27 protein-coding genes are annotated in these 26,492 nt (G+C 64.2%); 16 read left to right on the forward strand and 11 right to left on the reverse strand.

Features of this window, described 5'->3' with window-relative positions; translation table 11 throughout:
• Positions 1-2: 2 nt before the first annotated feature.
• Positions 3-935 carry a LysR family transcriptional regulator ArgP gene (locus tag AC1DVV_RS20305; protein ID WP_477689686.1) on the reverse strand — a complete coding sequence of 311 codons (933 nt, stop codon included), beginning with the start codon at positions 933-935 and terminating at the stop codon, positions 3-5.
• Between the two features lie 107 nt (positions 936-1,042).
• Between AC1DVV_RS20305 and AC1DVV_RS20310 the strand changes: the two genes are divergently transcribed.
• Complete coding sequence (locus tag AC1DVV_RS20310) at positions 1,043-2,395, forward strand: D-amino acid dehydrogenase (RefSeq protein WP_457281784.1); 1,353 nt, start codon at positions 1,043-1,045, stop codon at positions 2,393-2,395.
• Between the two features lie 15 nt (positions 2,396-2,410).
• Here the strand turns inward: AC1DVV_RS20310 and AC1DVV_RS20315 are convergent, their stop codons facing one another.
• Positions 2,411-3,361: a helix-turn-helix transcriptional regulator gene (locus AC1DVV_RS20315; protein WP_477670328.1), complete on the reverse strand. Its 951-nt coding sequence runs from the start codon at positions 3,359-3,361 to the stop codon at positions 2,411-2,413.
• A 98-nt stretch (positions 3,362-3,459) separates the two neighbouring features.
• On the opposite strand from AC1DVV_RS20315, the gene AC1DVV_RS20320 reads away from it, so the two are divergent.
• Positions 3,460-3,981 carry a hypothetical protein gene (locus tag AC1DVV_RS20320; protein WP_457281786.1) on the forward strand — a complete coding sequence of 174 codons (522 nt, stop codon included), beginning with the start codon at positions 3,460-3,462 and terminating at the stop codon, positions 3,979-3,981.
• Positions 3,982-3,999: 18 nt separating this feature from the next.
• Complete coding sequence (locus tag AC1DVV_RS20325; protein ID WP_457281787.1) at positions 4,000-4,635, forward strand: LysE family translocator; 636 nt, start codon at positions 4,000-4,002, stop codon at positions 4,633-4,635.
• Here the strand turns inward: AC1DVV_RS20325 and AC1DVV_RS20330 are convergent.
• Positions 4,604-5,053, reverse strand: coding sequence for a VOC family protein (locus AC1DVV_RS20330; protein WP_477701559.1), 450 nt, complete (start codon positions 5,051-5,053; stop codon positions 4,604-4,606). The two genes, AC1DVV_RS20325 and AC1DVV_RS20330, sit on opposite strands and share 32 nt — an antisense overlap.
• A 96-nt stretch (positions 5,054-5,149) precedes the next feature.
• On the opposite strand from AC1DVV_RS20330, the gene AC1DVV_RS20335 reads away from it, so the two are divergent.
• The 10 genes from AC1DVV_RS20335 to AC1DVV_RS20380 all read left to right on the forward strand — a co-directional run bounded on the left by AC1DVV_RS20335 (position 5,150) and on the right by AC1DVV_RS20380 (position 15,814).
• The gene (locus tag AC1DVV_RS20335) at positions 5,150-5,716 is read left to right on the forward strand and encodes a flavodoxin family protein (protein ID WP_457281789.1); all 567 of its coding nucleotides are present in this window, start codon (positions 5,150-5,152) and stop codon (positions 5,714-5,716) included.
• A gap of 98 nt (positions 5,717-5,814) precedes the next feature.
• Positions 5,815-6,117 carry a hypothetical protein gene (locus AC1DVV_RS20340; RefSeq protein ID WP_457281790.1) on the forward strand — a complete coding sequence of 101 codons (303 nt, stop codon included), beginning with the start codon at positions 5,815-5,817 and terminating at the stop codon, positions 6,115-6,117.
• A 325-nt stretch (positions 6,118-6,442) separates the two neighbouring features.
• Positions 6,443-7,402, forward strand: a complete 960-nt coding sequence (locus tag AC1DVV_RS20345; RefSeq protein WP_457281791.1) for a MurR/RpiR family transcriptional regulator — start codon at positions 6,443-6,445, stop codon at positions 7,400-7,402.
• Entirely contained in the window at positions 7,399-8,409 is a 1,011-nt protein-coding gene (locus tag AC1DVV_RS20350) for an isoaspartyl peptidase/L-asparaginase family protein (RefSeq protein WP_457281792.1), read from the forward strand. Before AC1DVV_RS20345 ends, AC1DVV_RS20350 begins: the two co-directional genes overlap by 4 nt.
• Before the next feature lie 26 nt (positions 8,410-8,435).
• The gene (locus AC1DVV_RS20355; protein WP_477701576.1) at positions 8,436-10,337 is read left to right on the forward strand and encodes a dipeptide ABC transporter ATP-binding protein; all 1,902 of its coding nucleotides are present in this window, start codon (positions 8,436-8,438) and stop codon (positions 10,335-10,337) included.
• Between the two features lie 82 nt (positions 10,338-10,419).
• Positions 10,420-11,970, forward strand: coding sequence for a glutathione ABC transporter substrate-binding protein GsiB (gsiB, locus tag AC1DVV_RS20360; RefSeq protein WP_457281793.1), 1,551 nt, complete (start codon positions 10,420-10,422; stop codon positions 11,968-11,970).
• Between the two features lie 42 nt (positions 11,971-12,012).
• Positions 12,013-12,933, forward strand: a complete 921-nt coding sequence (gsiC, locus tag AC1DVV_RS20365) for a glutathione ABC transporter permease GsiC (protein WP_457281794.1) — start codon at positions 12,013-12,015, stop codon at positions 12,931-12,933.
• 68 nt (positions 12,934-13,001) lie between these two features.
• Positions 13,002-13,898, forward strand: coding sequence for a glutathione ABC transporter permease GsiD (gene gsiD / locus AC1DVV_RS20370; protein WP_457282082.1), 897 nt, complete (start codon positions 13,002-13,004; stop codon positions 13,896-13,898).
• Between the two features lie 18 nt (positions 13,899-13,916).
• A complete protein-coding gene (locus tag AC1DVV_RS20375) occupies positions 13,917-14,999 on the forward strand; it encodes a DmpA family aminopeptidase (RefSeq protein WP_457281795.1) in 1,083 nt (360 codons plus the stop codon).
• A complete protein-coding gene (locus AC1DVV_RS20380; protein ID WP_457281796.1) occupies positions 14,996-15,814 on the forward strand; it encodes a M55 family metallopeptidase in 819 nt (272 codons plus the stop codon). Before AC1DVV_RS20375 ends, AC1DVV_RS20380 begins: the two co-directional genes overlap by 4 nt.
• A 26-nt stretch (positions 15,815-15,840) precedes the next feature.
• On the opposite strand, the gene AC1DVV_RS20385 is transcribed toward AC1DVV_RS20380, so the two are convergent.
• Positions 15,841-16,587: a M14 family zinc carboxypeptidase gene (locus tag AC1DVV_RS20385; RefSeq protein WP_457281797.1), complete on the reverse strand. Its 747-nt coding sequence runs from the start codon at positions 16,585-16,587 to the stop codon at positions 15,841-15,843.
• Positions 16,588-16,790: 203 nt separating this feature from the next.
• On the opposite strand from AC1DVV_RS20385, the gene AC1DVV_RS20390 reads away from it, so the two are divergent.
• Positions 16,791-17,309: a flavin reductase family protein gene (locus AC1DVV_RS20390; RefSeq protein WP_457281798.1), complete on the forward strand. Its 519-nt coding sequence runs from the start codon at positions 16,791-16,793 to the stop codon at positions 17,307-17,309.
• Positions 17,310-17,331: 22 nt separating this feature from the next.
• On the opposite strand, the gene AC1DVV_RS20395 is transcribed toward AC1DVV_RS20390, so the two are convergent.
• From AC1DVV_RS20395 to AC1DVV_RS20410, 4 genes are all read right to left on the reverse strand, one after another.
• Complete coding sequence (locus tag AC1DVV_RS20395; RefSeq protein WP_457281799.1) at positions 17,332-18,324, reverse strand: M14 family metallopeptidase; 993 nt, start codon at positions 18,322-18,324, stop codon at positions 17,332-17,334.
• A 3-nt stretch (positions 18,325-18,327) separates the two neighbouring features.
• Complete coding sequence (locus AC1DVV_RS20400) at positions 18,328-19,410, reverse strand: asparaginase (RefSeq protein WP_457281800.1); 1,083 nt, start codon at positions 19,408-19,410, stop codon at positions 18,328-18,330.
• 214 nt (positions 19,411-19,624) lie between these two features.
• Positions 19,625-20,632: a Bug family tripartite tricarboxylate transporter substrate binding protein gene (locus tag AC1DVV_RS20405; RefSeq protein WP_457281801.1), complete on the reverse strand. Its 1,008-nt coding sequence runs from the start codon at positions 20,630-20,632 to the stop codon at positions 19,625-19,627.
• Positions 20,633-20,717: 85 nt separating this feature from the next.
• On the reverse strand, positions 20,718-21,620 hold the full coding sequence (locus AC1DVV_RS20410; protein WP_457281802.1) for a LysR substrate-binding domain-containing protein: 903 nt from the start codon (positions 21,618-21,620) through the stop codon (positions 20,718-20,720).
• Positions 21,621-21,707: 87 nt separating this feature from the next.
• On the opposite strand from AC1DVV_RS20410, the gene AC1DVV_RS20415 reads away from it, so the two are divergent.
• Complete coding sequence (locus AC1DVV_RS20415; protein ID WP_457281803.1) at positions 21,708-22,610, forward strand: DMT family transporter; 903 nt, start codon at positions 21,708-21,710, stop codon at positions 22,608-22,610.
• 9 nt (positions 22,611-22,619) lie between these two features.
• Positions 22,620-23,810, forward strand: coding sequence for a pyridoxal-phosphate-dependent aminotransferase family protein (locus tag AC1DVV_RS20420; RefSeq protein WP_457281804.1), 1,191 nt, complete (start codon positions 22,620-22,622; stop codon positions 23,808-23,810).
• A 3-nt stretch (positions 23,811-23,813) separates the two neighbouring features.
• On the opposite strand, the gene AC1DVV_RS20425 is transcribed toward AC1DVV_RS20420, so the two are convergent.
• The 3 genes from AC1DVV_RS20425 to AC1DVV_RS20435 all read right to left on the reverse strand — a co-directional run bounded on the left by AC1DVV_RS20425 (position 23,814) and on the right by AC1DVV_RS20435 (position 26,487).
• Positions 23,814-24,623: an SDR family NAD(P)-dependent oxidoreductase gene (locus AC1DVV_RS20425; RefSeq protein WP_477667001.1), complete on the reverse strand. Its 810-nt coding sequence runs from the start codon at positions 24,621-24,623 to the stop codon at positions 23,814-23,816.
• Between the two features lie 51 nt (positions 24,624-24,674).
• Positions 24,675-25,418, reverse strand: a complete 744-nt coding sequence (locus tag AC1DVV_RS20430; protein WP_457281806.1) for an SDR family NAD(P)-dependent oxidoreductase — start codon at positions 25,416-25,418, stop codon at positions 24,675-24,677.
• A gap of 139 nt (positions 25,419-25,557) precedes the next feature.
• On the reverse strand, positions 25,558-26,487 hold the full coding sequence (locus tag AC1DVV_RS20435; protein ID WP_457281807.1) for a branched-chain amino acid ABC transporter permease: 930 nt from the start codon (positions 26,485-26,487) through the stop codon (positions 25,558-25,560).
• Positions 26,488-26,492: the final 5 nt, after the last annotated feature.

A 26,492-nucleotide genomic window follows, 5' to 3' on the forward strand; every position in this document is an offset into this window, starting at 1 on the left:
GATCAGAGTACCAGCGACTGCGCTGCAGACTGCTTGAGTGCGGCGGTGAGCGCGTCCAGCACTTCAGACTCGAGGTTCCAGCAATGCCAGTAGAGCTGGATGGGCAAGGTGTAGCTGGACGCCACGTTGACGAGCTGGCCTGTATCAATCAGTCCTTGCGCCAGCAGGCGCGGCACCACGCTGACGCCCCAGCCCGCCAGCACCGCCCTGACCATGCCTTCCGATGACGGCACAAAGAGCTGGTTGAGGGTGACGCGCTTGAGCCCGAAAGCTTTGCCGACGAAATCGACCGGCAGTTCGTCTTTGCGGTTGAACGCGATAAAAGGCACATCGCGAAAGTTGTACTGCGTCAGGGCGGCTGCATCCTGCTTCCCGCCCAGGCCAAGCCGCCTTTGCGCAAACTCCGGCGTGGCCACCGCGATGTACTGCATCGCGCCCAGCGGTTCCACCTTGCAGCCGCGCAGCGCCTGCTTGAGCGTGGTGACGCAGCCCAGCACCTGGCCTTCACGCAGCCACTCGTGGGTGAAGTTCTGGTCGTCATGGATGATCTCCATGGGCAGGCCCTGCTGCGCCAGGTCGGTCAGCGCCGGCAGGGCCCAAGTGGCAATGCTGTCGGCATTGATGGCGATGGAAATGCGCTCTTCCTCACGCGCACCACCAAGCGAGCTGGGCGCCAGCTCTTTCAGGTCGCGCTCAAGGTCGGCACGCAACAGGCGCAGCATCTTGGTGTGTTTCAGCAGCAGCTGGCCGGCTGAAGTAGGTTTGAGCGGCCTGCTGCGCACGATCAGCACGGTGCCGACCTGGGCCTCCAGTGCACGCAGGCGCTGCGACACCGCCGACTGCGTGATCGACAGGCGCTGGGCCGCCCGCTCAAAGCCGCCCTCTTCCACGATGGCTGCCAGGCATTCGAGCGCATCCGGATCAAAAGTGCTCATGCAGAGCCTCCTTTGTATTAGTTGTTCTGATGTTTTCACTGATAGTTTAATTTTTCTATTAATTGAAAGCAACATCCTTCACACTTGAAAGCTGTAAAGGGGCTTGTATGAAAGTAGTGGTTTTGGGAGCGGGAATCATCGGCGTCAGCACTGCCTGGCACCTGCTGGAGCGCGGCCATGAGGTAACTGTGGTGGACCGGCAGCCCGGAGCCGCCCTGGAAACCAGTTTTGGCAATGCCGCACAGATTTCGGTCAGCTATTGCGAACCCTGGGCCAACAAGGACGCCCCCCTGAAGGCCCTGAAATGGATGTTTCGCAACGATGCGCCCCTGCTGTTCCGGCCGCAATTGCCCTTCGGCGATGGCTGGCAGCAATGGCGCTGGGGCCTGCAGTTTCTGTCGCAATGCAACGACGCCGCGTTTGAGCGCAACGTGCAGCAGCTGGTGGCCCTCGGCGCTTACAGCCATATCGCGCTCAAGGAGGTGGTCAGGGCCACCGGCATTGAATACAACCGGCTGGAGCGCGGCATCGCGCACTACTACACCGACCAGAAGTCGTTCGATACCGCCGGTGAAGCGGCGGCGCTGATGCAGAAGTACGGCGTGGCGCGCCGCGTGGTGAGCACGGCCGAGTTGCTGGGCATAGAGCCGGCCTTCAAGGCATTTGCGCACCGCATCGTGGGAGGCACTTATACCGCCAGCGACGAAAGCGGCGACGCGCGCGTCTTCACCCAGGCGCTGGCACAGCGCTGCGCCGACAAGGGCGTACGCTTTCTCTACGAACACAACATCGAAGGACTGGAAAAGTCCGGTGGAGCGGTCCAGTCGGTCGCCGTCCGGGCACGCACCGTGCCGGGCAGCAGTGAGAGTCCCGTCATGAAACTCAAGGCCGACGAGATCGTGGTGGCTTGCGGTTCGTACACGGCGCCGCTGTTGCGCTCGGTGGGCGTTGACCTGCCGATCTATCCGGGCAAAGGCTACAGCGCCACCTTCAAGCTGCTCAAGCCGGAACTTGCGCCCTTCGTCAGCACCATTGACGACGAGGTCAAATGCGCCATGAGCCGCCTCGGCGATCACTTGCGCGTGGCCGGCACCATCGAAGTCGGCGGCTACGACCTTTCGCTGGACACACCGCTGGCCAGGGCGCGCTGCAAAATGCTGGCCGACCGCATCGAAGAAGTGCTGCCGGGCGTGTGCGACACCCGCCTTGAAGAACAGGGCGGTACGCCGAATTTCTGGACCGGCCTGCGTCCCGCCACGCCCACCAACATTCCCTACATCGGCAAGACCAAAGTCGGCCGCCTGTGGGTGAATGCCGGACATGGCACACTGGGCTGGACGCACGGCGCCGGGTCGGGCAAGGCCATGGCCGAGCTGATCTGCGGGGAGGTTCCGGCCATGGATTTCGGTTTTTATGGGCTGGCCCGAGCGCGCGGCAGCCTGGAACCTGAAACCGCCTGATCCGCACCTGCCTGTTCAGGCCGCATGCTGGTCCAGCGTGCGTTGTGCGTGGTCGCGCAGCGCGGTGCGCAGCGCAGGTGGCTCCTGGATTTCGAAAGCAAATGGCAACCGCGAAAGCTGTCTGGCGAACCACGGGATGTGGTCGGTCTGGCTGTGCAGCAGCACGCCTTCGTCACTGGGCTGGAACACGCCAATGCTGTCGGGGAGTTCCATTTGCGCCGTCTGCAAATCGGTGTGCAGCAACAGGCGCACGGTGTTTGTGCGCGGCATGGTGGCCAGCCCCAGGACGAGATGCTGCGCGGCGTTGAAATCTGCCGGCGGCGTAAACACCACATTGAGCGGCCGGACTTCCTGCACACGGTCCAGGCGGAATGAGCGCAGCGCCCCGCGCAGATGGCACCAGCCCACCACGTACCAGCGGCCGCGGCGAAATGCCAGGCCGTAGGCGTCAAAGTCTCGCTCGGTGACATCGTCGTCGGCTGAACGGTACGCCATGTGCACACGCTGCCAGCCATGCGCTGCGGTGCTCAAGGCCAGCAACGCCGTGTTGTCGCCGGGGGCCACCGCATGGCGCATGTCCAGCGTCACGGTTTCACCAAGCGCACGGACGCGGTTTTTCAGCTGGTACGGCATCACGCGTTCCAGCTTGGCCTGCGCGCTTTCCGCGGCAGGCGCTGCCTCAGCCAGCCCCAGGCCGCGCGCGGCAAGCAGGCCCAGCGACAGGGCCAGCGCTTCGTCGTCGGTGAACATCATCGGCGGCAGCTTGAAGCCGGCGATCAGGCTGTAGCACCCGTAGCGGCCACGCTCAGCCACCACCGGGATGCCCAGGTCTTCCAGCTTGGCGATGTAGCGGCGCAGGGTACGGCCATCCACCTGCAGCCGCCGCGCCAGCTCGGCACCGCTCAGCCGGCCGTGGGACTGCAGCAGTTCCAGGACGGTGAGCACGCGCGTGGTGGGGGAATACATGGTGAAAAGTCTACCGCTTAATTAGGGCCGAAACAGCCCTATTACCTTTTTAGACTGGTTTTCACATATCCACTGCGGTGCCACAAGCACTTCAAGCCATGACCACCACCCTGACTCATACACCGGACCTTGCCGAGCTCGCCGACGGGCGTCACGATTTCAATTTCATCACCGGGCGCTGGCTGGTCAGCAACAAGCGTCTGCGCCGGCGACTGGAGGGCTGTACCGACTGGGAAAGTTTCGAAGCTGTGCAGGACGGCGCGCTGCTGCTGGGCGGGCTCGGCAACATGAACGACCTTGTCACCGAAAACAAGGAAACCATCGGCATGGCCTTGCGGTTTTTCAATCCGCAAACGCGGTTGTGGAGCATTTACTGGGTCAGCCACAACAACGGCCTGCTGCAGCCGCCGGTGACCGGTTCGTTTGCCGACGGCGTAGGCCGGTTTGAGGGAAACGACAGCCATGAAGGCCGGCCCGTGCGGGTTCGCTTCACCTGGTCCGGCATCACACCTACCCACGCCCGCTGGGAACAGGCCTTTTCGGAAGACGGCGGCCGCCACTGGGAAACCAATTGGGTGATGAGCCTGTCACGCCCCGCTTACCACGCGGTACACCGCTAGAAACAAACAGGCTCATTGATGGACCACTTCGCACACCTCTGGCTGTTTTTCCTCATGGTGCTGGGCATCATCATCCTGCCCGGCATGGACATGGCGTTCGTCATGGCCAGCTCATTGACCGGCGGGCGCAGGGCCGGCCTCTTCGCCGTCGCGGGCATTGTGGCGGGCGGTATTTGCCACGTCGTGGCAGGCGCGCTGGGGCTGGGCATTCTGCTGCAACTGGTTCCGGGCATGGTCAATGTCATGCTGGTGGCGGGCAGCCTGTATATCGCCTGGATCGGGTGGTCACTGATGCGCAGCACGTCTGTTTTCGGCGCTTTGCCCGACATCGAGCCGCCGTCCCCGTGGCGCACCTTCCGGCAAGCCGCACTCACCTGCCTGCTCAACCCGAAAGCCTACCTTTTCATGCTGGCCATCTTTCCGCAGTTTTTGCGGCTGGAATACGGCTCGCTCTGGGTTCAGGCTGTGGCGCTTGGATTGATCATCGCCATTACCCAAAGCGGCGTATACGGTTCGCTGGCGCTGGCTGCCGCGGGTACCCGGCGATGGCTGGCGCAGCGGCCGGGCGCCAGTGTTGCCATGGCGCGCGCCGTGGGTGCCGTGCTGATCGCCGGCGCATGCTTCACGGCGTGGCAGGGCTGGCGGCAGTTTTAGGGTTGGCGCTCTCGGGCCATGCCGGCCCCTTGAGTTCCACGGTGTTGCCTTCGGGGTCGTTGAGATAAATCGAAGGCCCTTCGCCCTCGGCGCCATAGCGCGACTCCACCTTGCCTGCCTCAACGCCGTGGGCCGCCAGGTGGCGGCGAATGGCCTCCGCGTCGAAGGGCTCGACACGAAAGCAGACATGGTCGACGTTGCGGCCCTCCTTGCCTGGAGCCGCGCCGCCGGCCCGGCCCAGCGTGCCATCCACCGGCACCAGGTCCACCAGCGAACGCCCGGCACGCAGTTGCACCAGGCCGATTTCGTCCTGCCGGCGTTCCAGGCTGCAGCCCAGCACCTGCTGGTAAAAGCGCAGCATGCCCTGCAGATCTGTGACCCGAAGGACGATGTGGTCGATGTCGCGAATATGGATCATGGCGAGGAAGGCTCCAGTGAGGCTGCGTTTTATCGCTTTATTCTGGCACGCGGTACCCAGACCCTGTACAAGCAAAGGCCTGCATCAGCCAGTACCATGGCCGCCATGAATCCGAACCCCCGATTTCTTTTTCTTGCCACCTCCACACGCGAGCCCGGTGCGTTGGGCAACACCGAGTGGCTGGCGCAGCAAGCCGCCGCCGCACTGCCGGCCGGCACGCCCCAGGCCTGGCATCACCTGTCCCGCATGCGGATGCCGCTGTTTGTCGATCAGCGCCACACCACGGGTCAGTACGCCATGCCGGAAGGCGACATGAAGATGCTGCTGGACGCCACGATGGACGCCACCGACATTGTGTTTGTGGCCCCGGTGTACTGGTACAGCATTCCGGCGCCGCTGAAGATTTACCTCGACCACTGGAGCGCCTGGATGCGCGTGCCCGGCCTGCCCTTCAAGGACGAGATGGCGAAAAAAACCTTGTGGCTGATTACCACCAGCGGCGACCGCGCCAAAGCGCAGCCCATGGTGGACTCAATCAGGCTCTGCGCGCAGTTCATGGCCATGAACTACGGCGGCGAACTGTGGGGCAAAGGCGGGCCACCCGACGCCGTCAAAGCCGATGCCGCCGCCACGGCACAAGCCGCGACGTTCCTGGCCGCTTGAGCCGCGCGGGCTTCGCGCAGGCAAGGTGGCCGTTTCCTACAAACGCTGCCTTTTCGGGCTGACAGCCCTGCCGGGGGGCGGGGCCGACAGTAGGTGCCATGACATCTTCCAAATCCGCTGCCGCACGGCAAAACACCCTGGAGCAACCCGTCTCGGGCAAGGGCATGCCGGCGAAAACTCCGCGCGTCCAGAGCTCACGTCCTGAGCAGGCGGGTTCGCCCAAAGACACCTCCGTCGAGGCCAGCCTGGGACTGCCTCACGAGCGCGACCAGTCCGTTGACATGACGGGCGGGCAATCCAGTGCCGAAGTCGAACAAGCAGGGCGCGATCTGCGGCGGGGGTTGAAAGACACCAGCAAGGGCCCTGAAATGGGCCGCGCCTACAAGAAGCTCAAGTCCTAGCGCAAGCCCAGATGGCCCTCCCGGTGGCGGCCCTCACCCGGGCGCATCGCTGCTTCCCAACTCACAGTCACCCTTTAGTGCTATTGTTTTAATAGCTGCTTGCGCATGACCCATGGGCGCCGCAAGCCCTATTGACTTAAACAATGACGTACTGAACCGCATCAGCCTTCCGGCGCCGAAGCCTGAAACCCCGCGCCACGACACGGCCCTCATCGCCCCCCTACAACGCATCACAGTGCCTGAATTTGATTTGAAATGATCAAAAATTTCGTTATCATGAATTGTTTTGTAAATTTATATACATCCAGTTTTACTTCCAATCCTGATGGCGACATTCCCTGGCAACCCTTCAATGGCACAGCGTATTGGGCGTTTGTTGCCAACGCTGACCCGCTCGCACCGGCAAATGGCCGACTATGTGCTGGCCCACCCTTTGCAAGCGGCCACCATGCCCATCGACGAGCTGGCCGCCACGCTGGGGGTTTCGGTGGCCACCGCCAACCGGTTCGCCCGGGCGCTGGAATTTGACGGCTATCCGCAGTTCCGCGCCGCGCTGGTGCTGGGCTTCGAAGCCACGCTGGCCCCGGTGGAGAAGCTGCGCAACAAGCTGGAGCATTCCGCCACGGTGGCCGACGTGTTTTCATCCGCCCTGGCGCAAAGCCTGCACAACATCGACCTGACACGGCAGTCGCTGGATGCCCAGAGCTGCGAGCAGGCGGTGGCGGCGATCCTGAAGGCACGGCGCATTTACATTGCCGGCTTTGGCAGCAGCAGCTGGCTGGGCGGGCTGCTGCAGCGCTCGCTGGACCCTTACTGCGACAACGTCCAGCTCCTGGCCAGCATCGAGAGCTCGTCCTACGGCGCGCGCGTGCTGGCGCGCCTCAAGCCCGAGGACCTGCTGATCGCCATTGCCTACCCGCGCTATTTCGGCGACACCATCTTGCTGGCGCGCCGCGCACGCGATGCCGGTGTGCCGGTGCTGGCGCTGACGGACCGCGTAACGTCGCCGCTGGCGCCGCTGGCCACCGTCGCGCTGTACGCCCATACCGAGAGCCAGTATTTTGCGAACTCCGAAGCCACCGTCCTGGCCTTGATCGAAGCTTTGTGCAGCGCGGTCGCCCACAGCGCCAAAGGCTCGCTCAAGGCGGCAACGCAACTGGCCGAGTCGGTGCTGCCCTGGCTGCACGGCAACCATGCCGAACGGCTGCGCCCTGATGCCGATGCTGCAGCGCCCGCCCTCCGCAAGGCCCGCACCCCACCGAAATTGCCAAAGGCTTCCAAGTGACACTGTCCAGGCCTCTTCCCCTTATTGCCATCCACGGCGGCGCCGGCACGATGAGCCGCAGCCACATCAGTGCAGAGCAAAACGCGGCTTATCACGCCGCCCTGCAGGGCATCCTGCGGCCCGCGCAGCAATTGCTGGCCGGCGGCGGCGGCGCACTGGATGCGGTCAGCCTCGCGGTGGAGCTCCTCGAAGACTGCCCGCTCTTCAATGCCGGGCATGGCGCTGTCTTCACCCACGACGAGACCCATGAACTGGACGCTGCGGTGATGGACGGCGCTACCTTGCGCGCCGGTGCGGTGGCCTGCGTTGGCCGTGTACGCCGACCGGTGCGCGCAGCGCGTGCCGTGATGGAGTGCAGCGAGCATGTGCTGCTGGTTGCGGCCGGCGCCGAAGCCTTTGCCGAAGAGCAGGGGCTGGAGATGGTTTCACCCGATTATTTTTCTACCGATGCACGCCGCGAGCAGCTGCGGCGCGCGCTCGCCACCGATAAAGCGGTGCTGGATCACGACGGTGCGGCGCTGGTGTTCCGCTCGCCCGCAGCCGGCGCTGCGCCCCTGGACGAAGGCCGCAAATTCGGCACTGTGGGCGCCGTGGCCCTGGATGCGCTTGGCAACCTGGCCGCCGCCACCTCCACCGGCGGCATGACCAACAAACGCGCCGGCCGGGTGGGCGACACGCCCCTGATAGGTGCCGGCACCTATGCCGACAACCGCACGGCCGCCATTTCCTGCACCGGCTCGGGCGAAATGTTCATACGCGCCGCAGCGGCCTATGACATCTGCGCGCGCATGGCTTATGCCGGCATGCCGCTGGATGCGGCAGCCCGGGAGGTGGTCATGAACGTGCTGCCGGCCCTAGGCGGGCGGGGTGGCCTGATTGCCGTCGATGCACAGGGCAACCTGAGCCTTCCCTTCAACACCGAAGGCATGTACCGCGGCTGGGCCCGCGTGGGCGAAGCGCCGGTGAGCGCCATTTACGCAGGCGAAGCCGACGAAAGCGCCGCATGACTGCTTTGCCCGGACTCCTGGATGACATGACGCGCGCCGGTACGGTGCCCTGCGCACAGGGCACGCCCACTGCCGGCCGCCAGCGCGTGATCGAGGTCAATGACCTCAGCGTGAGCTTTGCCAGCGAACAGCGCACCGTGCATGCGGTGCGGCGCCTCAGCTTTCACGTCGACGCCGGGGAAACGCTCGCCATCGTGGGTGAATCAGGCTCCGGCAAATCGGTGTCATCGCTAGCCCTCATGCGCCTGGTGGAGCAAGGCGGTGGCCGCCTGGGCAACGGCAGCATGTGGCTGACGCGCCGCAACGGCGAGCGCCTTGACCTGGCGCAGGCCTCGCAATCGCAGATGCGCAGCCTGCGCGGCGCCGACCTCGCCATGGTGTTCCAGGAGCCCATGACCTCGCTCAACCCGGTGTTCACGGTGGGCGAGCAGATCGCCGAATCGATACGCCTGCACCAGGGGCTTTCACGCAAGGCAGCGCTGGCCGAAGCGCTGCGCATGCTTGACCTGGTTCGCATTCCGGAAGCCAAAAACGTGCTGGGACGCCATCCGCACCAGCTGTCGGGCGGCATGCGCCAGCGCGTGGTGATTGCGATGGCGCTGGCCTGCAAGCCCACGCTGCTGATCGCCGACGAACCCACCACGGCGCTGGACGTGACCATCCAGGCGCAGATCCTCGCGCTGATCCAGCAGCTGCAGCGTGAGCTGGCGATGGCGGTGATCTTCATCACCCACGACATGGGCGTGGTGGCCGAAATTGCCGACCGCCTGCTCGTGATGTACCGCGGCGACAAGGTCGAAGAAGGCGACTGCGCCGGCCTCTTTGCCAGGCCGCAACAACCCTACACCCAGGCCCTGCTGGCAGCGGTGCCCCGGCTGGGCGCTATGCACGGGCAGGACATGCCGGCGCGCTTTGCGGTGCCGGGTGCGCCGCAGCGCAAAGATGACGAAGGCGGCCAACCCTTCAGCGCCGCAAGCACCGTGCGCCATGACTTGCCGCCTGTCCTCAAGGTGCAGGACCTGGTCACGCGTTTTCCGCTGGCGGGCGGCCTGCTCGGGCGCGTGCGCCGGCAGGTATATGCAGTGGAGCAGCTCAGCTTCGAACTCAAGGCCGGTGAAACGCTGTCGCTGGTGGGCGAATCAGGTTGCGGAAAGTCCACCACGGGCCGCTCGCTGGCGCGGTTGCTGGAATTCAACAGCGGGCAGGTTGAGGTCGCGGGGCGCGACATCTCGGCGCTCAAGGGCCGGGCCCTGCAGGCGCTGCGCCGTGATATCCAGTTCGTGTTCCAGGACCCCTTTGCATCGCTTGACCCCCGGCTGACGGTCGGCTATTCGGTCATGGAACCCATGCTGATACACAAGCTCGCATCACCCCAGGAGGCGCAGGAACGCGTGCGCTGGCTGCTGGGCAAGGTGGGCTTGCCGGCCGAAGCGGCCCATCGCTATCCGCACGAATTCTCCGGCGGGCAACGCCAGCGCGTGGCGATTGCGCGGGCACTGGCGCTCAACCCCAAGGTGGTGATCGCCGACGAAGCGGTGTCGGCGCTGGACGTGTCGATCCGCGCGCAGATCATCAACCTGATGCTGGACCTGCAGCAGGAATTCGGCGTCGCCTTCCTGTTCATCTCGCACGACATGGCGGTGGTCGAGCGTATCAGCCACCGCGTGGCCGTGATGTACCTGGGCCAGATCGTGGAAATCGGCCCGCGCCGCGCCGTTTTCGAGAACCCGCAACACGCCTACACCCGGCGCCTGCTGGCCGCCGTGCCGGTTGCCGACCCGGCCCGCCGCAGCGCCGTGCGCGAACTCATGGCCGACGAGATTCCCAGCCCCATACGCGCCGTGGGCGACGCGCCGCAAGTGGCGCCGCTGCACCAGGTGGCGCCGGGGCATTTCGTGGCTCGGCATTCGGTGGGAGGCCCCTATTGACCCCACCCGTTGCACCGCCGCCTCTCCGTTTTGTCTTCTCGTCCCTCTTGCTTACCCCTCGTTTCCTTTCAAGGAGTTTTTCATGAACAAGCGTCTTTCCACCCTCACTGCCGCGCTGGCCGGTCTGATCGGCCTGGCAGGTCTTGCCGCCGCGCCGGCCCATGCCGCCAAAGACGTGGTCGTGGCCGTCCAGTCCAATTTCACGAGCACCGATCCGTATGACTCCAACGACACGCTGTCGCAGGCCGTGGCCAAATCTTTCTATCAGGGCCTCTACGGCTTCGACAAGGACATGAAGATGGTGCCGGTGCTGGCCGACAGCCACACGGTGAGCAAGGACGGGCTGGTCTACACCTTCAAGCTCAAGTCCGGCATCAAGTTTCATGACGGCACGCCTTTCAATGCAGAGGCCGTGAAAGTCACTTTCGAACGCGTGACCAATCCCGACAACAAGCTCAAACGCTACAACCTCTACAAGAACATTGCCAAGGTCGAGGCCGTGGACTCCACCACCGCGCGCTTTACCCTCAGGGAGCCGTTCTCGCCCTTCATCAATACGCTGGCCCACCCCTCAGGCGTGATCATTTCGCCCGCGGCATTGGCCAAGTACGGCAGCAAGGGCATTGCGCAGAACCCCGTGGGCACAGGCCCCTTCAAGTTCGTCGAATGGAAGGCCACCGACTACCTGAAAGTTGCCAAGTGGGAAGGCTACTGGAAAAAGGGCTACCCCAAGGTGGACAGCATCACCTGGCGCCCTGTGGTCGACAACAACACGCGTGCGGCCATGATGCAGACCAACGAAGCGCACTTCGCCTTCCCGATGCCGCCCGAAACGGTGGAAAGCCTGTCGAAGAAGCCGAGCCTGGAGGTGACGAGCGCGCCGTCCATCATCCATCGCTACCTCTCGATGAACACGCAGCAAAAGCCTTTCGACAACCCGAAGGTGCGTGAAGCCATCAACTACGCCATCAACAAGGAGGCGCTGGTCAAGGTGGTGTTCTCGGGCTATGCGATTCCCGCCGAAGGCGTGGTACCCCACGGTGTGGAATACGCCGCCAAGCTGGGCCCCTGGCCTTACAACCCGGCCAAGGCGCGCGAGCTGCTGAAGGAAGCCGGCTACCCCAACGGTTTCGAAAGCACCCTGTGGTCAGCCTACAACTACACCACCGCGCAGAAGGTGATCCAGTTCGTGCAGCAGCAGCTGGCCCAGGTCGGCGTCAAGGTACAGGTGCAGGCGCTGGAAGCCGGTCAGCGCGTGGAGCGCGTGGAGAGCGCGCAGGACCCCGCAACGGCTCCGGTGCGCATGTACTACGTGGGCTGGTCGTCATCCACCGGCGAAGCCGATTGGGCACTGCGCCCACTGCTGGCCTCCGAGTCCCTGCCGCCCAAGATGTTCAACACCGCCTACTACAAGAACCCTGAAGTAGACGCCGACATCGCCAGGGCGCTGGTCACCACCAGCGGCGCTGAAAAGGCGAAGCTGTACACCGACGCCCAGCAGCGCATCTGGAAAGACGCACCCTGGGCCTTCCTGGTGACGGAGAAACTGCTGTCAGTGCGTGCGCGCAACCTGGCCGGCTTTTATGTGATTCCGGACGGCAGCTTCAACTTCGACGACGTGGAACTGAAGTAACCCCGGCCGCAGCAACAGCAATCTGAAGAAACCCGCTCCTGCATGACCCTCTATCTCCTCAAGCGCCTGCTGGGCCTGCTGCCGACGCTGCTGATCGTGGCCGTGCTGGTGTTCCTGTTCGTGCACCTGCTGCCCGGCGACCCGGCACGCCTGGCCGCCGGACCCGATGCCGGCCCCGAAACCGTGGAGCTGGTAAGGCGCGACCTGGGGCTGGACCTGCCGATGCCGCAGCAGTTTGTGCGCTTTTTCAGCCACGCGCTGCAGGGTGACTTCGGTCTGTCCATCCGCACCAAGCGGCCCGTGGCCACCGAGATCTCCGAGCGTTTCGCACCCACCTTCTGGCTCACCATTGCGGCCATGAGCTGGTCGGTGCTGCTGGGGTTGGTGCTGGGCATGGTATCGGCCGTGTGGCGCAACCGCTGGCCCGACCGGCTGGGCATGTCGCTGGCGGTCTCGGGCATCTCGTTTCCGTCGTTCGCGCTGGGCATGTTGCTCATGCAACTCTTTTCGGTGCAGCTGGGCTGGCTGCCCACCGTCGGGGCCGACTCGTGGCGGCACTACATCCTGCCGTCCCTCACGCTGGGCGCGGGTGTGGCGGCCGTGATGGCGCGCTTCACGCGCAGTTCCTTCATCGACATCCTCAAGGAAGACTATGTGCGCACGGCACGCGCCAAGGGCCTGTCCGAAACCGTGGTGGTGGTCAAGCACGCGCTGCGCAATGCGCTGATCCCGGTGGTCACCATGATGGGCCTGCAGTTCGGTTTCCTGCTGGGCGGTTCCATCGTCGTCGAGGTCGTGTTCAACTGGCCCGGCATGGGCCGGCTGTTGGTGGACGCGGTAGAGATGCGGGACTACCCCGTGATCCAGGCGCTGGTGCTGTTGTTCTCGCTCGAATTCATCCTGATCAACCTGGTGGTGGACCTGCTCTACGCCATCATCAACCCGACCATCCGCTTCAAGTGACTACCACCGAACACCCACACGCTGCCATCGCAAGTGAACCTCTGCCTCCGGAAAGCGCACCTCTCGCCATGGAGCAACCCGGCGCAGAAACCGGCGTACCCATGGCCGCCCTTGCCGTGCGCACGCCTGCCTCCGAGTTCTGGCGGAAATTCAAGAACCAGCGCGTTGCCCTGGTGGCCGGCGGTTTCGTGCTGCTGCTGGTGCTGGTAGCCGTGTTCGCACCCTGGCTGACGCCTTTTGATGCGGAGAACTTCTTCGACTACGACGCGCTGAACACGCCGCCATCAGCCAAGCACTGGTTCGGCGTGGATGCGCTGGGGCGCGACATCTTCAGCCGCATCCTGATGGGCGCGCGCATCTCCCTGGCCGCGGGCCTGGTCTCGGTGGCCGTAGGCGCCGTGATCGGCACGCTGCTGGGCTTGCTGGCCGGTTACTACGAAGGCTGGTGGGACCGCATCGTCATGCGCATGTCCGACGTGCTGTTTGCCTTTCCCGGCATCTTGCTGGCCATCGGGATCGTCGCGATCCTGGGCAACGGCATGATCAACGTGATCATGGCTGTGGCTGTGTTCAGCGTGCCGGCGTTTGCGCGCCTGGTGCGCGGCAATGTGCTCTCGCTCAAGCACCAGACCTACATCGAGGCGGTGCGCTCCATAGGCGCGCCCGACTCGGTCATCATGCTGCGCCATCTGCTGCCGGGCACGGTGTCTTCGGTAGTGGTGTACCTCACCATGCGCATCGGCACCTCCATCATCACGGCGGCCAGCCTGTCTTTCCTGGGCCTGGGCGCGCAGCCGCCCACGCCGGAATGGGGCGCCATGCTCAATGAGGCGCGCGCCGACATGCTCAATGCGCCGCATATCGCGCTGTTTCCCAGCCTGGCCATTTTCCTGACCGTGCTGGCCTTCAACCTGCTGGGCGACGGCCTGCGCGATGCGCTGGACCCCAAACTTGACCGCCAGTAACCGGGGCAAGGCCGCGTCGTGACACCCCGCCATCTGCTGCCCCACATCGGCAGCCTGCCGCACGGGCAGCGCAACGCCATCACCGATGTAGCCGGCGTCACCGTGGGCCATTGCACGCTGGACGCGAACGAGGTGCAAACGGGTGTGACGGTGGTACGCCCCCATGCAGGCGACCTGTTCCGTGACCGGGTCCCGGCAGCGGCTGTCGTGCTCAACGGTTTCGGCAAGAGCGTGGGCCTGATGCAGGTCGAGGAGCTCGGCGTGCTGGAAACGCCGATTGCGCTCACCAATACCTTTTCGGCCGCCGCCGTGGCCACGGCGCAGATCCACCAGTGCGTTGCTGCCAACCCCGAAACGGGGCGCAGCCTGCCAACGGTCAACCCGCTGGTGTTTGAATGCAACGACGGCTTTCTCAACGACATCCAGCGCATGGCTGTCACCGGACAGCACTACCTGCAGGCCTGCGAACAGGCAGGTGTGGAGGTGGAGGAAGGTTCGGTCGGCGCCGGTCGCGGCATGTCGAGCTTCGGTCTCAAGGGCGGCATAGGCACGGCTTCGCGCCGCGTAGCGGCCCTTGGGGGCGGCGAGCACACCGTCGGCGCGCTGGTGCTGGCCAACTACGGCCAGCTGCCGCAACTGATTCTGGCGGGCCAGACCCTTGGCGCCCGGCTGGTGGCACATCGGGCGCAAGCGGCAGAGCCCGAAAAAGGCTCCATCATCCTGCTGATTGCTACCGACGCACCGCTTGACGCGCGCCAGCTGCGCCGGCTGGCGTTGCGCGCCGGCGCCGGGCTGGCCCGCACCGGCTCGGTGTTCGGCCACGGCAGCGGCGACATCGCCCTGGCTTTTTCCACTGCCTACACCGTGCCGCAGCAAACCGCCAGGCCCATGCCGGGCGTGGCGATGCTGCATGACGGCCTGATTGACCCGCTGTTTCAGGCCGTTGCCGACAGCACCGAGCAGGCCATCATCCATGCCCTGTGGCAGGCCCGCGCCGTGACCGGCCGCAACGGCCACCACCGGAGCGCGCTGGCCGACCTGCTGCCCGGCTGGCCCGCTTCATCCTCATTTTCATTTCCACCTTCAGCGGATCCCCCATGAAAGTCCTGATCTCCACCGACATCGAAGGCGTTGCCGGCGTTTTTCACCACGAACAGGTGCGCGCCGGCAACCCCGAGTACGAACGCGCCCGCCTGCTGATGACGCACGAGGCCAACGCCGCCATCGCCGGCGCCTTCGATGCAGGCGCCACCGAGGTGCTGGTCAACGATTCACACGGAAGTTTTCGCAACATGCCGCCCGACCTGCTGGACGCACGCGCCCAGGCCGTCATGGGCAAGCCGCGCTACCTGAGCATGATGGCCGGCGTCGAGGACGGCGTGAACGCCGTCTGCATGATCGGCTACCACTCGCGCGCGCAAGGCCGCGGCATTCTGGCGCACACCATCAACAGCTTTGCCTTTGCACGCGTGTACTTCAACGGCCTTGAACTGGGCGAAGCCGGAATTTACGGCGCGCTGGCCGGCGAGTACGGCGTGCCGGTGGTGATGGCCAGCGGCGACGATGTGTTCATCGAAGAACACCGCCCACTGTTTCCGCACGCCACCTTCGTGCAAACCAAGCGGGCAACCGGCCAGACCAGCGGCATCAGCCTTTCCCCGGCCCAGGCCTGCAGCGCCATCCGCGTTGGCGTTGCCACGGCCTTGGCGCAATACGGCTCAGCCCGCCCTTATGTGCTGAAAGGCCCTGTCGCTGTACGCATCCAGACCCAGTCGCCGGCGCTGGCGGACCTGTTTTGCCAGTGGCCGGCGCTGCAGCGGCTGGACGGGGATGAAGTCGGCTTTGACGCGCCCACGGTGGAGACCGCGGTGCGCATGGTCAACAGCCTGTCGGCCATGTCGAGCATGCTGCGCTAGGAAGCTGTTCGCGGCCCAAACGGGTTCTAAGGCACGCGCGGCGCGTGTTCCGCGCCCTGCCCCACGGCCCGCTCACTCATCCAGCGCAGCAGGTCCAGCCACATCTGGCGCATCTCGGCATCCAGCGGCGTGCGGGTGGAATTGGGCAGTTCGATGGTGACCACCGGCACGCCCTTGTGCACACCGCCATAGTTGCCCAGTGAGCCGGGAAAGATGCCCACCTGGTCAAGGTACAGGCGCCCCAGCCTGGAGGGCGGTACTGAGGGGCCGTCAAAGTCGAGCACGCCGTAAGGCGCATGAATGCTGACGATCAGGTTGGGTTTGAAGCTTTGCATCTGCTCATGCAAAAACCGCGACTCGGGCTCGGACAGCGGCTTGGGCCCAGGCCAGCGGCGCGGGTCCTTGCCGGTGCGCTTTTCCCAGTAAACCTTCGCGTCGCGCTCCCAATTGGGGGTGGGAAAGTTGCGGTTCAAATCCACACCATGTGCGTTGGTACGGCGAGGCGGCCTGGAAAGCACGCCGTCCGGATTGAGGACAGGAACGAATCGCCAGTGGATCGCCTGGGGCGAGTCCAGCGGCGGCTGGGAAGCCAGCCTGATCCAGTGCAGCGCCACGGCCCCTGAGGACAACTCGTCGCCGTGAATCGCACCGACGACCAGCACACGCAAGCCGGGCTGCTCGGGCTTGACGTCACGCACCCAGAGCACCCGGCCGTCAACCGAACGCGTCCCCGAAGCTTGCAGTTCTGCCGCCTCACACAGCTCACGCTTCACATTCGGGAGTTTGGAAGAGTAATCGGCGCAAGGTGAATCTGCACGAGCGCCAGCAGCTATTAAATAGATAGCAAAAAAACAGGCTGCAGAACGAAAAAATGGCATGGCACCCAGTTTAACTGCCGGGCCGCCAGTCCCTCGCAAGATGCGGCCTAAACCCTGACGCGGGTACGCCTGTACCGCTTCGGTTAAATTACCCTTCTATGCTGACCCCTGCCATCCCCCGCAAAGCGAGCAGCCCCAGCTTCTCCCAGCGGGAGTTCCGGGCTTCGCTGGCCATGTTTGCCACCGGGGTCACCATCGTCACCGCACGGACGCCGCAAGGCGCCTTGGTCGGGCTGACCGCCAACTCCTTCAACTCGGTATCGCTGCAGCCGCCCCTGGTGCTCTGGAGCCTGGCGCAGGCGGCCGGATCGATGGCCGCGCTCAGCACCGGATCACACTACGCCATCAGCATCCTCGCGGCTGACCAGAAAGAGCTGGCCGAGCGCTTTGCCAGCCGGCGCGAAGACCGCTGGAAAGGCGTGCTGTTTACGGAGGGTGTCGGCGGCGCGCCGTTGCTGACAGGCGCAGCCGCCACTTTCGAGTGCTTCAACCGCAGCCGGTACGAAGAAGGGGACCACGTGATCTTCGTGGGCGAAGTGGAGCGCTGCACCCACCGCGCGGGAGCCGCGCCGTTGCTGTTTCACGGCGGCAAGTTTTATACCGAGCATCCGCTGTAAACCGCACCTGCGCAGGCCGTGTTCAGCCCAGCCGGCCCAGCCGCACGGTCGTCACACCGGGCCGCAACTGCCGCACCGACGGCATGACCAGCACACAGTCGTCGTAGGGTGTCACCACCGGTTCGCCCGCATCATGCGCAATCGGCGTGCCGGCATGGCGTATGGTTTCGCCGCCGCAAAAGTCCTGCACAAAGGCAAAGTCCATTGATCGCGCAACCACGCGATGCGTCACCGTCACGGGCGGCGGCGGCGGCGCATCGGGCAGCAACCAGCCAGGCGGCACATCGCCGCGGTCAATCACACCCGCACACACCAGAAACCGCATGAGCACGTTGCGCGCCGCCTGCAGCGACGCCAGTTCCCAGTGCTGGCCGGCCTCCAGCAGCAGGGCAATGCGGTCGCCGTTTTCGTCGCCAAGCGGGCCGTAGTCCCGCATACGGACACCATCGGCGTGACCGGCATCAACGACCACCTGGCCCGAGGTACCCAGGCTTTGCGCAAAAGCAATATTGCGCGGCAGCATGCCCGTCACCAGCAAAGCGCCACCGGGCTCATGCATGGAATGCAGATCCAGCAGATGGGTGGCCCGGTCCACAAACGGCCGGATTTCGCGCGCGCGCAGCAGCTCGGTACTGCGCCGGGGGCCATCCAGAAGATCAGCGGACCACACGCGGTTGAAATCCTCGTCAACAAAACGGGAGGCGTCGGGCTTACGGGTGTCAAACCGCATGAAGGCCTCGGTGTTGCAGAACACGGCGGTGATGCGCCCCCGCCGCGGTTGCAGCCCGCTGAGAAGGAACGCGTCCAGCGCCCAGGCGCCCGAATATTCGTTGCCATGCACCAGCGCCGTCACCAGCACTTCCGGGCCGGCTTCGGTTGAAGTGCGCTCCTGCACATGCGCCACCCCTGTGGAAGAGGCCGCCCAGAATGACAACCCGGGCGGCTGAAGCTGCACCGCATGGGCTTTCCTGATCACTTCGCCAGACTTCGCTTGATCGCTTCCTGATCGTTTCATGTGTCAGTACCGCCAGAAGATTTTCTGCAACTCTTTGGTGTCCCTTGTCTTCGTCAAGGCCAAGGCCAGAAGAATTCGGGCCTTCTGGGGATTCTGGTCGTCAACAACGAGCCAGTCATTGACGTCATCCTTCACCGAATTGTTCCGAATCACTACACCGCTGCCGGTGCGGGTTGCCCGAACGACAAACACCCCCTTGGCGCGAATCTCGTTAAGCGGGCCAGCTATGTACTCAGGAACGCTTCCCGCGCCGACACCCGCATGAATGATGCCCTTGGCCCCGGATGCGACCAACGCGTCGTATGCCGCACGGTTCATGTTCTGATAGCCATAAGCAATGTCGACCTGCGGCAGAGTCTGTATCTTGTCAATGTCGAATTCACTCTGCACCGTATGAGGGCGAATCAGCGCACGGTAGAACCTGGCCTGACCTTCGATCACGAGACCGAGCGGACCGTAGGGAGATTTAAAGGTGTCAACCCGGGTGGCATTGGTTTTAGTGACATCGCGAGCGCTGTGAATCTCGTCATTCATGACCACCAAAGTCCCTTTTCCCACCGCTTCTTTACTCCCGGCGACCGCCACCGCGTTGTAGAGGTTAAGCGGCCCATCTGCGCTGAGCGCCGTGCCGGGCCGCATGGACCCGAGCATCACGACCGGCTTGCTGCTTTTGACGGTGAGGTTGAGAAAGTACGAGGTCTCTTCCAGGGTATCGGTGCCATGGGTGATCACGATGCCATCAACCTCGTCCGACCGAAGGAGTTCAGACACCCGCCGGGCCAGTTGGAGCAGGCGGTCGTTGGTGAGGTTGTGTGAGCCGACCTGAAAGATCTGCTCGCCCTTGACGTTGGCAATAGTCTGGATTTCCGGCACGGCGGCCATGATCTTGTCGACAGCAACCACAGCGGCCTGATAGGCGCCGATGTTGGTGCTCGATGCTCCGACGCCGGCAATCGTGCCGCCGGTGGCGATGAGCACCACGTTAGGTTTCTTCACTTCCTGGGCCAGCGCCGAAGCCGAAACAGCAAGCGGCAATAGCAGACCGCAGGCGAGCCCGCGCAACATTGATATGACAGATAAGTGCATGACAATTCCCTCCGTGTCGGGCTAAAAATATTGCTCGGCGTGCAGAGCCCCGCCAGTGCTCCGGAGGGGCCTGGCCAGCACGCTTCGCGATTAACAAATACAGATCATGGCGAGCCAGGGTCTTCTGTGGGCCTGCCGCCGTTGTCCCGGCCCGGCCCCCGCGGCTTCAGCTTCAACGGCACCGCATGGGTTTGGGTGAATTCCCGCTTACGACTTACGAGGTAGCGCCGGTCGCCACTGCCTTGTTGACCACGTTGCGCACGCGCTGGGTTTCAGCCCGGATAAAGGCCGTGAGCGCCTGTGGCGTGCCGCCGTCATTGGAGATGCCGGCTTTTTGGAGCTTTTGCCAAACGGCTTCTTCGCGCAGGATTTCGTTGAGCTCCTTGTTCAGGCGCGCCACCATGGGCGCCGGCAGCTTGGCGGGCCCGAAGAGGCCGAACCAGACGTTCATGTCGTAACCCTTGAGCTTGGGGTTCTCGCCGAGTGCAGGGATTTGTGGTGCAGCCCGCGAACGCGTCGGCGTGGTGACGCCCAAGGGGATCATCTTGCCGGACTCGATGTGTGGCAGCGCGGAGGAAAGCACAGAGACACTGAACTCGATATTGCCGCCCAGCAAGTCCTGCAGCTGCTGTCCTGCGCCGCGATACGGCACATGGCGGAAGGTGGTGCCAGCCATCAGGTTGATCAGCTCTCCCGACACATGCAGCGGCGTGCCTATGCCCGAAGAGGCAAAGCTCAGCTGGTTGCGTTCGCGTTTGGATTTGGCAATCGCTTCCTCCATGGTTTTGACGCCGGTCTTGGTGTTGGTCACAAAGACCATGGGCGTGACGCCTATCAGCCCGACCGGGCTCAAGTCGGTTTCACCGTTGTACTTGACCGCAGCGTTGAACAGTTTGGCAATCGAGATTTCGCTGCCCGAACCCAGCAGCAGCGTATAGCCGTCGGGCGCGGCACTGACCACTTTTTGGGCGCCTATGGTTCCACCGGCGCCGCCGATATTCTCGATCACCACGGGTGTGCCCAGGCGCTTGGCCAGCGGTTCGGCGATGATGCGCGCCACCAGGTCCACGCTTCCGCCGGCAGGGTAGCCCACCACCAGCGAAATGGGCTTGCCGGCAGGCCAGGCCTGGCCCCAGGCAGCCGGCAAACCCAACAGCCCTGCGGCGGCAAGGCAAAGTGTGCGGCTCACGCCGCGGCGATTGAGGGTAAACATTCCTGGCATGGCGCGCTCCTTGTTGATGGCGCCAGTCTAGGAGCCGCCCCTGCGCGGCCCATGCGTATCACGCATGGGCGCATGCGACCTGGATTCAGGAAGCAGCCGGCGTGCTGGCGGACCAGATGCGCTGCACCAATTCATTGCGCGGGCTGCGCGGCCGGTACAGGCGGATCTCAAACCGGACCGTCACGCCCTTGCCGTCCGCCTCGACCAGCCTTCCGCTGCGCAGGTCGCCTTCGACCAGTCCGCGCGGCAGCCAGGCCAGTCCCACGCCCTGCAAGGCCTGCTCATGCAGCGACTCGGCGAAGTCAGACTCGATCACGGTGTGCAGATGCAGCTCGCGCGCGCTGCGGCTGAGCCCGTCCTGAAGGATCTGGCCAAGCGCGAGCGTAGGCGCATAACCCAGTACCGGCACCGGCCTGCGGGCCGTACCGGGCAGGGCATGCTGCGGCTGGCCATCGGCGCGCGGTGCGCTGACGGCCACCAGTTCGTCGGTGCCCAGCGCGAGTCCTTCGAACGTCTGTTCGTCCAGCAACAGCGGCAGCCGCGGATGCGTGAACGACAGCAGGAAATCAGCAGCCCCCTGCTCCAGGGCCGTGGCGCCTTCATGGATGGAGCCTGTGAGAATGCGCAAGCGAAACTCCCCGGCCCCGCGCTTGGCGCGTGCGAGCCAGTCAGGTACGGCGCTGCGTGAGAGCGTGCGGCCTGTTGCCAACGTGACCCAGTCCAGCCCGCCCCGTGCATGGCGGATGCGGGAGCGCGCATCGTTAAGGCCCGCCGCTGCGCGGCGCGCCACCGGCAGCAGCTCTTCCCCGGCGGCCGTCAGGGCCAGAGGCATCACCGCGCGATTGATCAGGTCGGCGCCCACCCACAACTCCAGCGCGCGGATACGGCGCGAAAACTGCGGCTGCGTCACATGGCGAAGCTCTGCCGCTCTAGAAAAACTGCGTTCTCGCGCCAGTGCAATGAAATCTTCCAGCCATTTATGGTCCACAGCAGCACCTTGTCCAGGGATTTAATGCAATGGTATTCCTTGTTACCCCGGCCAGCGAGCTGCCAGGGGTCGGGCTACCATCAAGGCATGACGAAAGCCCGCAAAGCCAATCTCGATCTCCTCGCCATGTCCCTCCTGCTGGGCTGCTGCCTGTTCTGGGGCCTGCAGCAGGTCTTGATCAAGGCCACGATCAGCGAAATACCGCCGATGTTCCAGGCCTCGCTGCGGCTGGTTGGCGCCACGGCGTTGCTCTGGCTCTGGTGCCTGTGGCGCAAGATCCCTCTCTTCAGCCGCGACGATTCGCTGAAGGCCGGCCTGCTGGCGGGCGCGCTGTTCGGCGCAGAGTTCGCCTGCATTTATGTAGGCTTGCAATACACCAGCGCTTCCCGCCTCACGGTGTTTCTGTACACCTCGCCTTTCTGGGTCGCTCTGCTGGTACCGCTGTGGGTGCAGTCCGAACGCCTGCGCGGCGTGCAATGGCTGGGCCTGTTGTGCGCCTTCGCCGCCGTGGTGTTCGCGCTGCGTGAAGGTTTCACCGGTGATCATGCGTCGACGGCGCGGGGCGATCTGCTGGCACTGGCCGCCGGCATGCTGTGGGGCCTGACCACGGTGGTGATACGTGCCACCAAACTGGTCAGCATCTCCGCTGAAAAACTCCTGTTCTACCAACTGGCCGTTAGCGCCGCAGTGTTCCCGGCCCTGTCGCTCTACCTGGGCGAGCAATGGTCGTGGCATTTCAGCCCGTTTGCCATTACTTCCCTGCTGCTGCAGACCGTCATAGGCGCATTCGCCAGCTACCTGGCCTGGATGTGGATGCTGGGGCGCTACCCGGCAACCAAGATTTCGGTGTTCGTGTTTTTCACGCCGCTGTTCGCGCTGCTGTTCGGCGCGCTGTGGCTGAAAGAAAATATCACCACCGGCCTGCTGGTGGCGCTGGCCACGGTCGCGGCGGGCATTGTGCTGGTCAATCGCAAGCCGGCAGGCGCATAATTTTTCAGCATGACGCCTCATAAACGAATCCCCGGCCATCGCTTCCTCCATTCACCTGGCCCCACGCGGGTGCCTGACGAGGTCATGGATGCGATGCGGCGCCAGCCCATGGACCTGGCCGACCCGCGGCTTGATCGTGTGATCCAGGCCTGCGAGACCGGGCTCAAGGCGCTGCTGCAAACCACCGCGGCCGACGTCTTCCTGTATGCCTGCAACGGCCACGGCGCCTGGGAGGCCGTGATCGCCAACCTGCTGGCGCCCGGGCAGCAGGTGCTGATCGCCGGAACGGGGCACTTCTCCGAATCCTGGGCCATACAGGCCGAGGCCATGGGCGCAGCAGTCATCCGCACGCCCTGGCGCGAGGGTTACCCGATTGACGTGCCGGCCATAGAAGCCGCGCTGCGCGCCGACACTGCGCATGCCATCGTGGCGGTGTTTGTGGTTCATACCGACACTGCGAGCGGCATGACCAGTGACCCGGGCAAAGTCCGGCGGGTGCTGGAAGCCACGGCCCACCCCGCGCTACTGGTGGTAGATGTGGTCGCGTCGCTGGGCGCGTCGCCCTTTGCCATGGATGCGCTGGGCGCCAACGTCGTGCTGGGCGCCTCGCAAAAAGGCTTGATGGTGCCGCCCGGTCTGGCCTTTGTGGCTGCGGATGCCGCAGCGATGAAGGTAGCCGCTGCCAATCCCTCGCCGCGCTTTTACTGGGACTGGGCGCGGCGGCAAAACCCGCTCAGCTACCGCAAGTTCTGCGGCACGCCGCCGCAAAGCCTGCTGTTCGGCCTGGAGGCTGCACTGGGGCTGATCTTTCATGAGGGCGTCGAAGAGGTCATCGCCCGCCACCAGCTGATCGCCAATGCGGTGCACGCCGCTGTCGATGCCTGGAGTGAAGGCGGTGCTCTGGGCCTTTTTGTGCGCGAGCCTGCGGCGCGCTCGGTCTCCGTCACGACGGTGTCTGTCACTGCGGGCATTGATCCCGAAGCCTTGCGCACTGTTGCGCGCGAACGGTTTCAGGTGGCGATTGCAGGCGGTTTGGGCCCGCTGGCAGGAAGAACCTTTCGCATCGGCCACCTGGGTGACATGAACCCGGCCATGATCCTGGGTTGCCTGGCCGGCCTGGAAGCGGCCATGCAGGTGCAGGGCATTCCCATCGGCGGCGGCGTGCAGCATGCCGTTGCAGCCTTGGCAGGTAAACGCTAGTACCTACTGCGAGGCAGTGATGCCGCCGTCGAGGTAAAGCACCTGCCCGGTCACAAAGCGGGATGCGGGCGCCGCAAAAAAAACGGCCGCACCCGCCACGTCCTGCGGGTCGGCCACGCGACCCAGCGGAATGCGTTCCAGCACCTGCTTGCGCGTCTCAGGATTTTCGAGCCAGTGGCGCGCCATCTCCGTCTGCACCACCGTAGGTGCGATGCCGTTGACAGTGATGCCGTAGGGCGCCAGTTCACTCGCATGCTGGCGAATCAGCATGACCAGGCCGCCCTTGCTGCTGCTGTAGGCCGAATAACCACGGCCGCGCAAACCGAGCTGCGCGCGCACCGACAGCAGATGCACCTGAGCGCCGCCCCTGCCGCCTTCAATCTGTTTTTTTGCCGCAGCCTGCGCAAGAAACATGGCGGCCTTGAGGTTGACCTGCAGCACCTCGTCAAAGGCTTCTTCCGTCACCTCCAGCAAGACCTGCTCACGCTGCATGCCGACACAGTTCATCAAGATGTCGAGGGCGCCCCATTGCGCCGCCACCGCATCAACGGAAGCCTGCATCTGCGGCACCGAATGCGCGTCCATGGCCAGACCCATGGCCTCGTGCCCTGCCGCACGCAACGCGGAGGCAACGGCCTCGGCCTTGGCTTCGTCGCGCCCCGAAACTGCCACCCGTGCGCCGGCCATCGCCAGGCCCCAGGCAACGGCCTCGCCAATACCACCATAGCCGCCGGGCACGTAAGCGGTTTTGCCGCGCAGGTCAAAAAGGCCTGAAAGCGCAGTGTTGAAATCAATCCGGGGTGTGATGCTCATGGATGGCGAAATTGTGGGCGCAAAGCCGGCTAGCGGCGAAAGGGCTTTCCCTCAGTCCATCAATAGCCCGCCGTTCAGGTCGATGATCTCGCCCGTGATAAAGCCCGACAGCGGCGAGGCCAGGAAGCGCACCACGTGGGCGAACTCCTCGGGCTCGCAGAAGCGGCCGACCGGGATGTCCTTGAGCAGCTTCTGGCGTTGCTCTTCATTGAGCTGTTCGGTGATCATGGGCGTTTTAACGTAAGCGGGCGCGACGGCATTGGCCGTGACGCCAAAGGGCGCGAGTTCGCGCGCCAGTGAAAAGGTCAGCGAACTCATCGCGCCCTTGGACACCGAATAGGCCGTGCCTGCTGTCAATCCACCTGTCTTGGCCGCCAGGGAGCTGGTGTTGATGATGCGGCCGAAGCGCCGCGCCTTCATTGCCGGCACCACCTGCTGCGCAAGGTAAAACGCGCCGTCGAGGTTGGCGCCCATCACGCGCCGCCATTCACCCGCTTCGGTGGCCTCGATCTTGTTGTTGGACAGGATGCCCGCGTTGTTGACCAGGATGTCGACTGGCCCGAAGGCCTTGACTATGAGCGCATGGCCGTCGCTCACGGCGGCCGCATCGCTGATGTCAAACGAGAACGGCAGGACACGCGAGCCCAACTCATGTGCGAGCGCACGGTTGCGTTCATGGCTGACATCCACCATCGCGACCTTGCAGCCGTCTTCGAGCAAGGCCTTGACAACGGCCAGGCCCATAGTCCCTGCCGCGCCGGTGACCAGCGCGACTTTGTCTTGAAGCGGTTTCATTACTTAACTTTCCATAGCGAACCAAAGAATGACTAAACCAGTAACAGCGCGGAACTGGCTTTGCCAGGCCGCAGCTGTTGCCCCCTGCAAGGGGGGATCCGGCTACACGAAGTGAGCCGAGACGGGGATGTACCAAATGTCAAGCGTCCAGGACGCTCTTCTTGCCAAACAATCCACGTGAGCGGAATGTCACGACGGCAATGAACAAGAGGTACATGGACATCAACGACCATTCGGACGCATACGAACCCGTGAGCCCGACGACCATGCCGACCATCAGCCCGGCGATCACTGCACCCCAGAGCGAACCGACGCCGCCCAGCACAATGATCAGGAATGCCGGCACCACTGCGTCTACGCCCACATGCGGGCGAATACCCCAGATCGGCGCCATGACCACGCCGGCGATGGCGGCCAACGCCACGCCCAGACCAAACACAAACAGGCGCAGGCGCGACAGGTTGATGCCCAGCGCGCGCACCATTTCGCTGTCATGCGCGCCGGCCTTGATGATGGCGCCGTACGGTGTTTTCTGCAAAAACACCCACAGCAGCACAATCATGAGGATGGCGAATCCGCTGGCGAAGAAGCGATACTTTGAATAAACCAGGTCGCCCATCAGGAAGGCGCCGGAGATGACCTCGGGCAGCATCAACTGCTTTTCCGAGGAGCCCCACACCAGGCGTATGGTTTCCTCAATGACCAGCGCCGCACCGAAGGTCAGCAGCAGGCCATAGAGCGGGTCACGGCCATAAGTGCGCCGCATGCACAGCTCCAGCAACATGCCGAAAATACCCACCAGGATGGGCGCAAGAATGAGTGCCACCAGGTAACGCGTTCCCAGCGGCAAACTCATGTACCAGGCCTGCAGATTCGGAAACATGCCCAGCTGCGGTGCGATCAGGAAAAGCGCGAAGTACATGCCCAGCGCAAACAGCGAACCGTGCGCCAGGTTGATGGTTTCCATCACCCCCACGATGAGCATGAAGCCCAGCGCGATGAGCGCGAACAACAAGCCCAGCGAGATGCCGTTGACGAGGTGCGGAATAAGCTGAAGCAAGAAGTCCATTGCGG

The sequence above is a fragment of the Polaromonas sp. P3_B4 genome (assembly GCF_056402835.1).